The sequence below is a fragment of the Brotaphodocola sp. genome (genome assembly GCF_050873065.1).
Classification (GTDB): domain Bacteria; phylum Bacillota; class Clostridia; order Lachnospirales; family Lachnospiraceae; genus Brotaphodocola.
The window spans coordinates 1-14,302 of record NZ_JBNMIC010000054.1 but is presented as its reverse complement, the minus strand read 5'-3'; the positions used below and the strand labels follow the sequence as shown (position 1 = coordinate 14,302).

Below are 14,302 nucleotides of genomic sequence, written 5' to 3'. Positions count from 1 at the left end.
TGCGTATCGAGGAAGCGCCAGTGACGCTTCCGCTGATTAACCCGGAGCGAAAGCGAGTTTGCATGACTTATCCAGCTGTCGGAGCCGTATTAAATAGTAAATACCAAGTATCAAGTATTAAATACCAAACTCTAAATATCAAATGCTAAAGCCATTTTATATTAAATTTTCAATGTTTCCGCCGCAGAAGTTCACTGACTGCCATCATGCATACCGCACTTCCATGCTGGTTGTCCCGCATCTGAACCTCACTCACATAGTACTCCGGCTTGCCGGTTCTGTCCTTTCTATTATGCGGATCCGGTCCGGCACCAAGTCCGGCACTCGCACAGATTCCATAGAGGTGAATTCCATCCTCCTCACGCCTGAGATAAGCAGTCCGAATTCCTTCCAGAATCCGCTCTCCCTCCGCTCCGAGATCCGCACGGAGAATTCCAAGTCTTGCCCCTTTCATCAGCGCGTAGGCAACCATCGCACTGCCTGAAGTCTCCAGATAATTCCCGTGAAGTTCCGCGTGATCCACGCTCTGATAGAACATTCCGGTCTCCCGGTCCTGATAGAGAAGGATTCCATCCACAGCACGCTCAAGAAGCTTTTTCAACTCCACAGCACGCTCTGTGCGCCCTTTTGCAAGCTCATAGACATCACAGAGCGCCATCAGGTACCATCCCTCCGCACGGAGCCAGACTCCCTGGCTTCTTCCTGTCTTAGGATCTGCCCAGTCTGCCTTTTTGCTCACATCACAGCCATGCACATAGAGTTTTTTCTCCTCGTCCCAGAGCAGACGGTGTGCGCTCTCAAACTGATCGATGATGTCATCCCACCGATCATCCCCGTTTTCCGCGATCGTCTTTGCATAAAACGGCATTGCCATATAGAGTCCATCGAGCCAGACCTGATTCGGGTAAATATCCTTATGCCAGAAATTCCCCGTCTCCGTTCTCGGATAATGCTTCAGAAACTCATACGCCCGCTCCACCGCAGCCGCATAGTCCGATCCCGGATCTCCCGTCAGATCCCGGAGGATTCTCAATGATTTTCCAAAGCTGATTTTGTCAATGTTGTTCTCGCCCTCTTTCCAGTTGGCGACACTTCCATCTTCCTGCATCAGCCAGTGCGCCTGATCCGTGACAAATTGATTCCAGCTCGAATCTCCCGTCGCTTCTGCCAGTTCATGCGCCCCAACCACACACAGATCATCCTTGTAATTCCACACTTTCTCACTCAAGAATTGTGGAAATTCCCGCCCCAGATACTGTCTGAAATATTCCAGCCACATTTCCTCCATGCCCTCTCCCTTCTGCACGTTTACATTTTTATCCTTTTTATATTCCCGCAAAATCAGCCACGCGGTTTAAGATCACTGCACTTTCCTGCTCCGTGACCGGCTCTAACGGGCGAAAACAGCCTGCCCCGTCAAGCTCCATAAATCCAAAATACAGAGCTCTCGCAACATTTGTCCCGTAATTATTGTCCACCATTCCGACATCTTCGCATACCGGCATTGTGCTGGACGCGTTCCGGTAGTTGACGCCGCACGCCTGCATCGCAACCGTTGCCATCTCCTGTCTGCTGACAACGCCATCCGGTTTCAGGCTTCCGTCTTTCTCCCTCTTTAAAAATCCCTGACGAAGCGCAGTCTCAAGGCACGAGGGGGTGGCAGCGGCGGCTTCCTTCTTGTCCTCCGTCTCCATCAGTGGAATCATCATCTTCGCAAGTTTTTCCCTCGTGATCGGCTCTGTGGAAAGCGGCTGGACCTTCTCAAGCATTCCCCGGCACCACAGCCGTCTGCTCACATTTCTATCCGAGGTTTTGCAATCCGCATCCATTTCAGAGAGCACCCGGTAGACAATACTTTCTTCCATATTATTCTGGCTGTCGCAGACGGACACCTGAACTTCACAGGCATCTGCCGGGATCTCGACTTCCTGACCGCTTCCAAATACGTTCCAGACTCCGTCTTTCCCACAATATTTCCAGGTGAATCTGCACTCGCCGACTCCGTCGCAGAGTTCTGCCCTGGCATGGCACAGATCCCCTGCGCGCGGAATGTCCGTGATTCTGACGCTGATTGGGCGCGGGAAATGACTTCCGTTGATCACGACATTCTCGACAACCGGATCCTTCCAGTTCATGCATCGAATCATTTTCTTTGCACCGTCAATCACGATATTCTTGAGCACAAGCCCGGTGATCGGAACCTCATCAAAGGCCTCCAGAAAAATTCCGTAATCGCCCCCGTGCGCCGTGATGTTCTCAATGCGGATATTCCGAAAGACCGGCAGATACTCCCCGTTTCTTCCATCCTCATACAACATCGTTCCATGAACGGCTGCCCCGTGAACGTGATCCATCACACTGTCCGCAAGCGTGACTTCCTCGACCATTCCGCCGCGCTTCGCATTCGTTTTGAGGCGGAGTGCATACGTCAGGTTCGGACTGCTGAAGCGGTTGTTCATCGCGAGCACATGGCGGATTCCTCCACTCATCTCACTTCCGAGAGCCACGCCGCCGTGACCGTCCGCAAACTCATTATTTTCGATAAGAACATACTCACACGCCTTGTTTGCGATGCGTCCGTCCCGGTCTCGTCCGGATTTCAGGCTGATGCAGTCATCTCCGGTATCAAACCGGCAGTTTTTGATATGTACGCCGCTGCAGCTCTCCGGATCACAGCCATCATTGTTCGCCCCGTGACTCGACATCGTGACTCCATCCACGGTGAGACTCTCACACATAACCGGATTGAGCTGCCACATCGGACTGTTCTTCAGCGTAAATCCCTGAAGCAGAACGCGCTTGCAGCGGATTGGCTGCACAAAATTCGGGCGCAGGAAATGCCCGTCTCCAAACACTCTCTCCTCGACCGGAGTGCCGTTCTCATTCATCTCCCGCAGTGCCTTCCGGTCTTCAAGCTGCAGATCCCTGCGATTGCTCGACCAGGCATTCTCCACCTGGTGATGCCAGTTCCACCAGTGTTCCCGGTCTGCTCCTCCATCCAGAACTCCGCATCCTGTCACAGCGATGTCATGGGCATCACAGGCATAGATCAGCGGACTGAAATTATAACACGGTGTCGCCTCCCAGTGGGAGAACACTAACGGATAATGGAGGCTGACCTCTTCGTTCACAAATTTCAGCACGGTGTCAGCGCTCTCCAAATGAAGTTCCACTCCACTTTTCAAATGCAAAGCCCCTGTCAGGTACGAACCTGCCGGGAATACAATGCGTCCTCCACCCTGCTCATTGACTGTATCAATGGCTTTCTGTAAAAATACAGTCTGAATCTCTTCCGAGTCCGGAACAACGCCGAACTCCTGCACGGAATACTGTCTGTCCGCAATGACCGGCAGTTCCATACGGCTCAGGATTTCCTCTCTCAGCTGTAATTTTTCCATGGAATGTCTCCTTCCCTCTTTTTCTTTCTTCGATCCTCTTTTCCTGCATTTAACGCATTTAACACGTTTAACCACAAAACACGTTTCATACTTGAAACTTTCTGAACGCTCTACACGCTAAACACTCTAAATACTCTAAATGCTTTATCTAATCTAACTAAATACTTTACGCGGATGATTTTATGTGAGAAATCAAATCATCTTGTCCAGATATCTCTCAAGATTTTCTTCATGCCACTGGTGTCCGCCCTCACAGATTTCATGGATCAGGCGATCCTCTGCCCCATACCACCTGTAAGCATTTCTCACAATCTCCACCTGTTCCCGCACATTTTCAATTCCCCTCGGTCCATTTAAGCGGTCTTCCCTGCATGATTGAATCCAGAGCGGCCTGGGTGCAATCAGGGAGGCGATGTCTCCCATATCGAGAAATTCCCAGAGATGCGGCACATAGTTACAGGAACAGTTGCGGTTCAGAGTCAGGAGCGAATCCCGGTAGCCATAGAGGTAGCCGCTGATCACTGCCAGATCAATCCGCTCATCCAGCGCAGAAATCCAGAGCGTCTGCATTCCACCTCCGGAAAACCCGAGACAGCCGATGTGATCCGTATCCCAGTCGCCCCGCTCTCTCAGATAGTCGATCGCTCTCATCAGATCCCAGGTCAGCATTCCGGCGACCGGAATTCCGAGCGGTTCCCCCATATGCGCCAGCCAGTAACAGTCTCCTCTCAGAGCCAGATCCGGATTCTCTGTGTCCGTCTGTGCCTCTCTTCGCTCACCGAATCCCCGGCAGTCCGGGCAGACTGTGACAAATCCAAGTTTTGCCAGCTGCATCCCGTAGTCATAGTGGTACTGCTCTATTTTCCGGTTCACCAAATTGTACTCTGAGACACCCGCAACGCTGTATTTTCCGCCTCCATTATGGCCAGGAGGGCATAAAAAGAGCCGGGTGCTGGCGTCCGCATCTGCAGGAATCAGCAGATACATGGACATCCACACATCCGGCTCAACCTGAATCCGTACATGTTCTCTCCGTATTCCATCCGGTAATGTCTTTTCGTCTTCCACAACCGGATCCAAGGAAGATTTCTCCATTTTATCCAGACCGAGGAGCCCCCAAAGAAGCTCCCGGGTCTGGGTCTTCCACACTTCAAATTCATTTTTACCCGCTCCCCGAAAATACGCTTTTCGGGCATAGCGGTCAAATTTTCTCAGCATGGACGGAAGAGTCGCATAACAGGTATCAATCAGAGGAAGATCCCTTCGCTCCGTTTTTTCAGTCATCGTTTACCTCATTCTGGGAAACTGCGGCTGCCATCTTTTTCTTATTCTTCAGATGTTCAGACAAAAACGGCCATACTACGCAGAACACAGAAACGATCAGCAGGATTGCAGAAATCGGTCTGGTAAAGAACGGTGCATAGCTTCCGTGTGCGTAGCTGATTCCCTGACGGAAGTAGCGCTCCAGCTTGCTTGAAAGGATGAACGCAAGGACAAGCGGGGAGGTCGGAAGACCGGATACGCTCATAAAGATTGCAAGGAAGCAGAGTGCAAGCATCACATAGATGTTGAACATCGTGTTGGAGATTCCGTAACCGCCGATGTAGCAGATTACAAGAATAACCGTGTACAGGTAATGATACGGAACCTTCAGGATATACGGGAACCAACGCTTTGTGAGAATCTGAATCAGGTAGGTGATGATTGCAGCTACCATAACGCAGGCGAAGATCAGCATTGCCAGATCCGGCTGCTCGGTCATGAACAGAGGACCTGCCTGAAGTCCGTGAATCGTCAGACCCGCAATCAGCATTGCCGTGATTCCGTCTCCCGGAATTCCGAGTGCCATCATCGGGATCAGTGCGCCGCCGAGAGAGGCATTGTTTGCTGTCTCAGAAGCCCACACACCTGCCGGATTTCCTTTTCCGAAGCTGTCCGGATCTTTGCTGATGCTCTTTGCATATCCGTAAGCAACCATGTTGGAGATACCAGATCCCATTCCCGGAAGGAAACCGATCCAGAGTCCGGAAGCAAAAGCAAACGCGATCGTCTTGATATTGTCGATGATATCCTTAAAAGTAACACCGAGACCCTTCATGTTTCCGACATTTGCGTCCGGCATCTTTGCCTCACCGCGGGCAGAGTCACGGATGATCTGGCACATTGCAAACATACCGAGCATCTGTGCGACCGTGCTGATTCCGCCGGAGAGGTACGTGTTTCCAAATGTAAAACGGGTTGCTCCGTTGATCGGGTCCATACCGATGCATCCCATCAGCAGTCCGATTCCGGCAGCCATGATTCCCTTAAAGATGTTTCCCTTTGACAGGGATGCAACCAGAGTGATTGCACAGAAGCACAGGGAGAAATACTCCCACGGTCCGAGATGAAGCGCAAACTCTGCGATCACCGGGGAAAGTACCGTAGCAAGAGCCACGGAACCGACCGTTCCGATAAAGGATGCCGTCATACCGATTCCAAGCGCCTTTCCTGCCTGACCGTTCTTCGTCATCGGGAAGCCGTCAAAACAGGTTGCAATCGCGGAAGATGATCCGGGAATACCGATCAGTACCGCAGAGATGAACGTTCCGGAAACGCCTCCGATCCAGATTGCAAGAAGCAGCACAAATGAAGTCTCTGTGGAAAGTCCGAATGTCACCGGAAGCAGCAGCGCAATACCGAGTGTAGCAGACAGTCCCGGGATCGCACCGAAGACAATTCCCAGTGCAACCATCGCGATGATCAGCACCAGATGAAGCGGCTGAAGACAGATCATCAACGCGTTTATGTATTCTGCCATGATTGTTCCTCCTCCATAGTCAATCAAACGTTAATCAAAAATTAATCAAATCAATCATTTTCAAATATTTTCAAACATTCATATCCATACAGCAATATCAGGAAAACAGAATTCCTGCCGGAAGTTTTACCTGGAATCCAAACACAAACATTGCATACAGACCAGCCGTTACCAGCAGGGCAATGAGAATGGACGGAAGCAGTTTCACTTCACTGTTGCCTTTCAGATCATAGATAAAGACAACTGTCGCAAACGGGGTTGTGATCAGAAAGCCTAACCAGGTCATTGCAATCGCGTAGATCACAAGGTATGCAAAGCTTCTGCTGATCTTTAACACGCCACCCTTCGGAAAATACGGTTTTTCCTCAATCGCGCGCTCTTTCACACCCTTGATAATCAGTGCAATGGAACTCATCGCAATCAGGACAAGTGCCACATACGGCAAAAGTCTCGGTCCCGGTTCAAGCAGTTTTGCCGGCTGTTTTACAGACTGTGTCATAAAGAAGAAAAATGCACAGCCGATCAGTCCCACGATTCCGGTCACGGTATCTCTCCGCATCTTCATACTCCAATAGTCTCCTTTCGTATTCCTCTCTTTTAAAATGTCCCGGGAGGTTTTTGACTTCCCAGGACATTCGTCATACATCCTTATGTCGTAACGGTTCTGTCCCGTTATCTCTTGTTTTACTCCTGTACAAACATATCCAGATCTTTTGCGATCTCAACGAACTGAGCATACTCGTCGTCACGGATCTTCTTGGACTCCTCAAGATCATGCCATCCCGGAATGTTTCCGATTCCTGCGATGCCCTCGTTTACGGTCGGGTCTTCCACTACTGCCTTCATTGCCTCGTTCATGTTCTTGACCATCGTCTCATCCATGCCGGCCGGTCCTAACAGATAGTGATAAACAGACAGGGTGCAGTCCTCAAATCCCTGCTCCTGCAGAGTCTTGTAGTTGTCCGGAAGTTCCTCCGGATACTCAGAAATTGTCACGCCGTCAGAAGCTACCGTACCGATGACTTTCAGCTTGCCAGCCTTCTCATACTCCTGTGCGTTGCCGACATTGACTACACCGATATCGATGAACCCGCCTGCTAAGTTTGTCAGACGATCAGACTCAGATGCACACTCTACGGAGTTTAACTCGATTCCGGTCTTCTTGGTCAGCATACCGAAGAGGAAGGTGTTAGCTCCTGCTGCCGGCATACCTGCGTTCAGCTCACCCGGATGTGCCTTTGCATACTCAACAAATCCTGCAAAATCATCATACGGAGCATTTGCCGGTACCGCCAGAGTGGAGAAACCGTTGTCCTGCAGGCAGGCAATCAGGGTGAAATCCTTGATCGGGTTTGCCTCTGCGTTTCCGGTGATATACTGAATATTCAGTGCGGAAGTTGCAACGGTCAGAGTCGTTCCATCCGGCTTTGCAGAAGCAACGGTCTGGTGACCTACGGTATTGCTGTCGTAGTTGGTTACTGTCGTCTTCAGACCATACAGACGATTGAGTCCCTCACTGTAATAGCGGATTCCGAGATCAGAACCGCCGCCTGCTTTGCCCGGAACAACGAGGGTGATCGTTTCGTTTTTCGGAAAACCGATGTCTCCGGCATCAGCTGCTGCACTTCCCTCAGCTGCCGTGCTTGCTGCCGCACTGTCCGCTGCCGGTGCGTCTGTCTTATCTGCCTTGCTGCATGCAGTTGTTGCTACCATTGCAACTGCCATAACGCCTGCCATTAAGATATGACTCCATTTTTTCTTCATAACATTTTCTCTCCTTATTTTGTTTTTTCTTACCCCAAAACTCATCACAGATGATTTATCAATTTTGACACATTGTTCTAATTCAAGAAATTTTTGTCCTGATTTTTTATCTGTTTTTCAGGTTTTCTTGTCTCCCTGTGTCCTTACAATGAGATTATATTACAATTATCGAGATTTTACAAAACCCAATTTTTTATAGTTCATATACCATTTTAGTTAATTTCAAGCGTTTGTAAAAATAATTTTTCCATCATAAATCGCAACGATCTGTATCTGCGACGGGTACACATAAAAAAAGACAACCGGCACGGATTTGAGGACAACAAAAATCGATGTAGTCAAACCGTAGCCCGTTGTCATTTTTTGTCTTGCGCGAAGTCTGTAAACCCTTATTTTATGCGGGTCAGCTGGCAAACTGTTTCTATCCCCGCAGTTGCCGGGAACATATCAACACAGCAGCTTCTCTCCACCCGGTAACCCGCGGCGAGGAAACTCTCCAAATCTCTTGCAAGGCTCGTCGGCTTGCAGGAAATATAGATAATCCGGTCAACGTTGTAATCAATGATTCGTCCGATCGCCTTCGGGTGGATGCCATCGCGCGGAGGATCAAGCACAATCAGATCCGGCTTATCTGTGATCTCACCAATGACTTTCAGCACATCTCCGGCAATGAAATCACAGTTGGAGAGTCCATTGAGAGCCGCATTCTCCTTCGCAGCTCCGACAGCCTCCTCCACAATCTCAACACCGATCACATGAGCTGCAACCGGAGCAATCACCTGCGCAATCGTTCCCGTTCCACTATAGAGGTCAAAAATCACCTTATCCTTCGTCTCTCCGACATAAGAGCGCGCAGTGTCATAGAGCACCTCTGCGCCGAGAGAATTCGTCTGGAAGAAGGAGAACGGCGTGATTCTAAACTTCAGTCCCAGAATCTCCTCATAGAAATAATCCTGTCCATAAAGAACTGTCGTCTCATCACTCTGAACCACATCCGCAAGACTGTCATTGAGGATGTGTAAGATTCCGGCAAAAGATCCCTCAAGCTTCAGCGCAAGCAGAGCATTCTTCCAGCCCTCAAGAAGAGTTTCCTGTGCTTCCGGAAGTGTCTCCGTCTGGCCGGAAGTCACGAGTGCAACAAGAATCTCTCCGGTCTTCACGGCACGGCGCACAAGGAGATGGCGCAGGTATCCCGTATGCTGAAGCTTCTTGTGGAAACCGACCTGTTTCTCTGCAAAATAGTGAAGCGTCGCCGTGAGGATCTGGTTGAAATCCGGATGCACAATCCGGCAGTCCGTCGTTGTCACAATATCATAGAAGCTTCCTCTCTTGTGCATTCCAAGAGCAAGTGGTCCATCCTTGTACTCGTCACCGAATGAAAACTCCATCTTGTTGCGATAGCCATCCTGGATCGGGCTTCCCTTGATGCCCTCAAATCCGTACTGATCCACTCCGCAAACCGGATCAAGCAGTTTCTTTACCTGTTCTTCCTTGATCTTAAGCTGCTCCTCATACGGAAGACTCTGATAGAGACAGCCTCCGCACACGCCAAAATGCGGGCAGACATTCTCCTTTTTCTCTAACGGAGACGGCTCCACAACCTCAAGGAGACGCCCCTCACAGCGTCCGCCCTTCTTTTTGTTGATCACTCCGCGCACCTTCTGCCCCGGAATCGTATTCTTTACCGCAACACGCTCTCCATCCACAAAGCCGACTCCCTTGTTCGGAAAATCCACCCGTTCAATAACCGCCTCAAAAAATTCTCCTTTTTTCACTCTGTTCTCCTTATCTGATTTCTTCTTAATTGCAATTTATCTTATATCTTATCTCGTTTTATCTATCTCAGCTCAATTTTATCTTCTTATAATTCAATCGTCGATCCTGCTGCATCTGTCTCATTTTTTGCAGAAGCAAAAATATAACCTCTGCACACGCATCTCCGACACAGTCTCCGTGTATACAACAAAATGAGCGTGCCTCAAACCAGCAAGGCACGCCCGGCATTTTCCTATACGCTGACGGATTCTCGATTCATTCTCGATTGAGTTCCCATCGATCATCGATTATTTCGTCTTCTCGTCCTTCTCATCCTCATCCTCGAAGAAATCATCGTCAAAGTCATCATCGAAATCATCCTCGAAGTCTTCCAGATAATCCGGAGTAAAGAAACGGTAAACTCCATACGCAATCGCTGCTACTGCCGCTACTGCTCCGATAATTGCCAATGCCCAGAGAATAAAAGTTTTCTTCTTCTCCTCTTCTTCCTTTCTATGCAGGAATTCGTTCAGCTTTGTAGAATTCATGATCTCCTCTACGCGGCTCATGGCATCTTTGCTCATGGTATCGAATCTGTTCATAGGTTCACGTCCTTTCTGTCATTGTGGCGAGACATAGATGTCTAACCCATTGAAATAAGTATATCATCTTTTGCGGGTTTTTACTATCCCATTCAAAAGATTTTCCTCATACTTTTTTTCGCGCCTAAACTTTCTGAAGTTTTGCAAAGGAGGCAAACATCTTTTTCTCTCCGACTTTGTCAAAGTTTACCTTGACTTCAAAGTCTCTTCCGCCGTCCTGAACGCTCACAACGGTTCCCTCACCAAATTTGATATGGCGCACCCGGTCTCCCTGACCGTAATCTAAGGAACCTGCCTTCTCCACGGTAAATGCCTTTCCGAATGCCGGAACTGCCGGTGTAGATTTCATGCCGAACTTGCTGACACCGAGCTGTCCCTGACGCTGCTTCCACGATGGCTCTGTCGGCTTCGCATGCTCGTTTCTGCGCTCATACGTGTTCTTCTGCTCTTTCTCAATCAGTTCCGGCGGAATCTCATCCACAAAACGGCTGACCTTCGCAAAGCGGGTCTCTCCGTTGACCATACGGCGGCGCGATCCCGTCAGCACAAGACGTTCTTTTGCACGGGTGATTCCCACATAGGCAAGTCTTCTCTCCTCCTCAAGGTCTGCCCGGTCGTCGGAAAAAATTGCCATGGAACTCGGGAAGAGTCCATCTTCCATTCCGCTCAGGTAAACAACTGGAAACTCCAGTCCTTTCGCACTGTGAAGCGTCATCAGCGTCACCCGGTTCTCAGAATCATCCATCTGGTCAATGTCTGCGACAAGTGCCACCTGCTCCAGAAATTCGTTGAGACTCGGATGTTCCTGATTCTCCCAGTAGTCCACTGCCTTGCTGACGAGTTCATCGATGTTCTCAAGGCGGGTCTGGGACTCAATCTCGCCCTCCGCCTTGAGTTCTTCCCGATAACCGGTATTTTCGAGAATCGCCTCGATCACTTCCTTTAAATTAGATCCATCCTGAAGCATCCGGCGAAACTCCTCAATCTGCTCCACAAATGCCTGAAACTTTCCTGCTGCCTTTGCAAGTCCCGGAACCGCTGCCGCCCGCGCGCACGCCTCGTAAAAGCCAAATCCCTGCTCAGACGCCCATGCAGTCACCTTGGCAATCGATGCCGCTCCGATTCCCCGCTTTGGCACATTGATGATTCTCTGCACTGCGAGATCATCTCTTCCGTTCGCGATCGTTTTTAAATAAGAAAGAATATCCTTGATTTCCTTTCTCTGATAGAAGTTGATTCCTCCGACCAGACGATAGGGCACATTGTGGGAAATGCATTTTTCTTCAATCAGACGGGACTGTGCATTCGTGCGGTAGAGAACCGCATAATCCTGAAACGGTCTGCCATCCTTGAGGATATCATTGACGATCCCCTCTGCCTCCTCGTAAGCCTGATCGTAATGGCGGAACACAACCGGTGCTCCCTCTCCATTTGCCGTCCACAGAGTCTTCTCTTTTCGTCCCTTATTATTTTTGATCACTGCATTTGCCGCATCGAGAATGTGTGTCGTCGAGCGATAATTCTGCTCAAGTTTGATCACCCTTGCTCCCGGAAATGCCTCCTCAAAATTAAGGATATTCTGGATGTTCGCACCACGGAAACGATAAATCGACTGATCGTCATCGCCCACCACACACAGATTCTTGTACTTAGATGCCAGAAGATGGATCAGCTGGAACTGCGCCGTGTTCGTATCCTGGTACTCGTCGACCATGATGTAGCGGAAACGCTCCTGATAGTAGTCGAGAACTTCCGCGTCCGTCCGGAACAGATCGACGGTCTTAAAGATCAGATCATCAAAATCAAGCGCATTGTTTTTCTTGAGTTCCTCCTGATAAAGCTGATAAACTTCCGCAATCTTCTTCTCTCTCCAGTCTCCGCCGGCATTCTCAAGAAACTGTTTCGGATCAATGAGCTCATTCTTCGCCGCAGAGATTGCCGCCATCACCGCTCTCTCTCGAAACTGTTTCGGATCGAGCTCCATCCGCTTTAAGATCCGCTTCATCAGCGTCTTCTGATCGTCCGTGTCATAAATACTGAAACTGCTCTCATAGCCGATACGGTCGATAAAACGGCGCAGAATCCGCACACAGGAAGAGTGGAACGTGCTCACCCAGATGCTCTCAGAACCATACCCAACCAGCTTATCCACACGCTCACGCATCTCTCCGGCAGCCTTGTTCGTAAACGTAATTGCCAGAATATTCCACGGGTTTACTTCTTTTTCTTCTATCAGATATGCAATGCGGTGTGTCAGCACTCTGGTCTTTCCGGATCCAGCGCCCGCCAACACAAGAAGCGGTCCCTCTGTACAAAAGACCGCTTCTTTCTGCATAGAATTCAATGTATCATAAATTGCCATTGTATTGTCCTGTCCTTCCCATTTGTTACCGCTCATTATAGCATAAACTTAAGGCAGGTGCAATTCTTATGATCGATCGGTGATCTGGCTGGCCGCCACAAAAACTGAGCAGAATCGTTCGCCCGATCTGTCTGTGTAAACGACAAGGCAAACGTCTGTGCAGACATCTGCTTGAACTCATGAGGCAATCTGTGGAATACCCGTGTTTTCAGAATTTTCCATATTTTCCTCATTATTTTCCTCATTTTCCGGCTCATCCGCTTCTTCCGGACATTTCTGCTGTCCTCCGGATTCCTGACAGAGCATCTCTCTCAAATCATCGAGGGAAAGATTCTGATTCTCCAAAAGTTCATTTACCTGACGGAATTTTTCCATCAGAATCTGATCCTGAATCTTTGATGCCCTCTCTTTCAGGGTTTCCAGACAATTCTCATACTGTTCAATCGATGCATATGTCTGGGCAAGTTCGTCCTCATATCTCTCCAGCGGGGTTCTGCGCGCCCGTCTTGCCATATCTGTTCCCTCCTTGGAATGTTTATTCTTCTCTGCTTTCCCGGCATGTCCGCCTTCTCATTTTTCCCGGACTTCCGGTAGTGCTATCTTTTATAAATATATGGAATCATTGTAAAATTTATGCACACCAAAAGGCGATAATCCAAAAATTCCATCTTCAAAATTTATTTTTAGTATCATTTTAGTTCCAAAAAGGCTTAGCTGCTTGGGAAATTCCTTGTAGTTGAACCTTTTCTGCTTGTCATCTGGTTTTCGATACTATATAATAGAGCAAGAGGTGAAAATATGAAAACGAACGAAGAACGCTTAACAGACATTTTGAATCGCCTGGATTCCATCTCTTATATCAAACTGGATCGCATCCCGGAAATCGACCTGTACATGGATCAGGTCACCAGTTTTATGGAAGAGCATCTAAAGAAAGCTAAGAGAAATCCGGAGGACAAAGCGCTGACCAAGACGATGATCAACAATTATGCAAAAAATAATCTGCTTCCTCCTCCTGTCAAAAAGAAATACACAAAAGAGCACATGATTATGCTGCTCTTCATCTATTATTATAAGAATCTGCTGTCCATCAGTGATATTGAGCAGCTCTTTGCTCCTATCACACAAAAGCACTTTAAGGAGAAGGAATCTCCGCTTCTGAGCCAGATTTATGAGGAAGTATTCTCCCTTGAGGACGAACAGATGGAACGCTTAAAAGAGGACGTCACCGCCAAATTTGAGGCAGCCTGTGAAACGTTCCCGGATGCAGGGGAAGATCAGGATTACTTGAGACTCTTTGCCTTTATCAGCGAACTTTCTTTTGATGTCTATCTGAAGAAGCAGATGATTGAGACAATCATTGACCAGCTTCGCACAGAAGATGCCACAAAACCAGGCGACCGCAGAAAACGATGACGCACGAATTTGCGCTACTTCTCCCACGCCTAAAGAGGTGGGAATTTCACGCTTAACTTGTCATCATTGTAATCAAAAGAAAAGTCCCATATCCACCACTGACCACTGCTGTCATGTGAATATGGGACTTTTGTCTTTTTATCACTTTTCTTGTTTTTTCAACAATCTGTGAACCTCACATGACTAAAGTCACGTGCTTCTCAGC

11 protein-coding genes are annotated in these 14,302 nt (G+C 48.8%); 1 reads left to right on the top strand and 10 read right to left on the bottom strand.

What is annotated here, in order from left to right:
* Positions 1-169: 169 nt before the first annotated feature.
* The 10 genes from ACR0QE_RS11390 to ACR0QE_RS11345 form a co-directional block, all read right to left on the bottom strand.
* Entirely contained in the window at positions 170-1,288 is a 1,119-nt protein-coding gene (locus tag ACR0QE_RS11390; RefSeq protein WP_432628468.1) for a glycoside hydrolase family 88/105 protein, read from the bottom strand.
* Positions 1,289-1,325: 37 nt separating this feature from the next.
* Complete coding sequence (locus ACR0QE_RS11385; RefSeq protein ID WP_432628467.1) at positions 1,326-3,398, bottom strand: glycoside hydrolase family 28 protein; 2,073 nt, start codon at positions 3,396-3,398, stop codon at positions 1,326-1,328.
* Positions 3,399-3,590: 192 nt separating this feature from the next.
* The gene (locus ACR0QE_RS11380; RefSeq protein ID WP_432628466.1) at positions 3,591-4,682 is read right to left on the bottom strand and encodes a dienelactone hydrolase family protein; all 1,092 of its coding nucleotides are present in this window, start codon (positions 4,680-4,682) and stop codon (positions 3,591-3,593) included.
* A complete protein-coding gene (locus tag ACR0QE_RS11375; protein ID WP_432628465.1) occupies positions 4,675-6,198 on the bottom strand; it encodes a tripartite tricarboxylate transporter permease in 1,524 nt (507 codons plus the stop codon). The genes ACR0QE_RS11380 and ACR0QE_RS11375 overlap by 8 nt, the downstream gene beginning before the upstream one ends.
* A 97-nt stretch (positions 6,199-6,295) precedes the next feature.
* Positions 6,296-6,763: a tripartite tricarboxylate transporter TctB family protein gene (locus ACR0QE_RS11370; RefSeq protein WP_177977773.1), complete on the bottom strand. Its 468-nt coding sequence runs from the start codon at positions 6,761-6,763 to the stop codon at positions 6,296-6,298.
* A 119-nt stretch (positions 6,764-6,882) separates the two neighbouring features.
* On the bottom strand, positions 6,883-7,962 hold the full coding sequence (locus tag ACR0QE_RS11365; RefSeq protein WP_432628464.1) for a tripartite tricarboxylate transporter substrate binding protein: 1,080 nt from the start codon (positions 7,960-7,962) through the stop codon (positions 6,883-6,885).
* Positions 7,963-8,351: 389 nt separating this feature from the next.
* Positions 8,352-9,737, bottom strand: coding sequence for a 23S rRNA (uracil(1939)-C(5))-methyltransferase RlmD (rlmD, locus tag ACR0QE_RS11360; RefSeq protein WP_432628463.1), 1,386 nt, complete (start codon positions 9,735-9,737; stop codon positions 8,352-8,354).
* A 288-nt stretch (positions 9,738-10,025) separates the two neighbouring features.
* Positions 10,026-10,319 carry a DUF4366 domain-containing protein gene (locus ACR0QE_RS11355; RefSeq protein WP_177977776.1) on the bottom strand — a complete coding sequence of 98 codons (294 nt, stop codon included), beginning with the start codon at positions 10,317-10,319 and terminating at the stop codon, positions 10,026-10,028.
* A gap of 124 nt (positions 10,320-10,443) precedes the next feature.
* Positions 10,444-12,681, bottom strand: a complete 2,238-nt coding sequence (pcrA, locus tag ACR0QE_RS11350; RefSeq protein ID WP_432628462.1) for a DNA helicase PcrA — start codon at positions 12,679-12,681, stop codon at positions 10,444-10,446.
* 177 nt (positions 12,682-12,858) lie between these two features.
* Positions 12,859-13,194 carry a hypothetical protein gene (locus ACR0QE_RS11345; RefSeq protein WP_432628461.1) on the bottom strand — a complete coding sequence of 112 codons (336 nt, stop codon included), beginning with the start codon at positions 13,192-13,194 and terminating at the stop codon, positions 12,859-12,861.
* A 285-nt stretch (positions 13,195-13,479) separates the two neighbouring features.
* On the opposite strand from ACR0QE_RS11345, the gene ACR0QE_RS11340 reads away from it, so the two are divergent.
* Positions 13,480-14,097 (top strand): DUF1836 domain-containing protein, encoded by a 618-nt coding sequence (locus ACR0QE_RS11340; protein ID WP_432628460.1) that lies wholly within the window; start codon positions 13,480-13,482, stop codon positions 14,095-14,097.
* Positions 14,098-14,302: the final 205 nt, after the last annotated feature.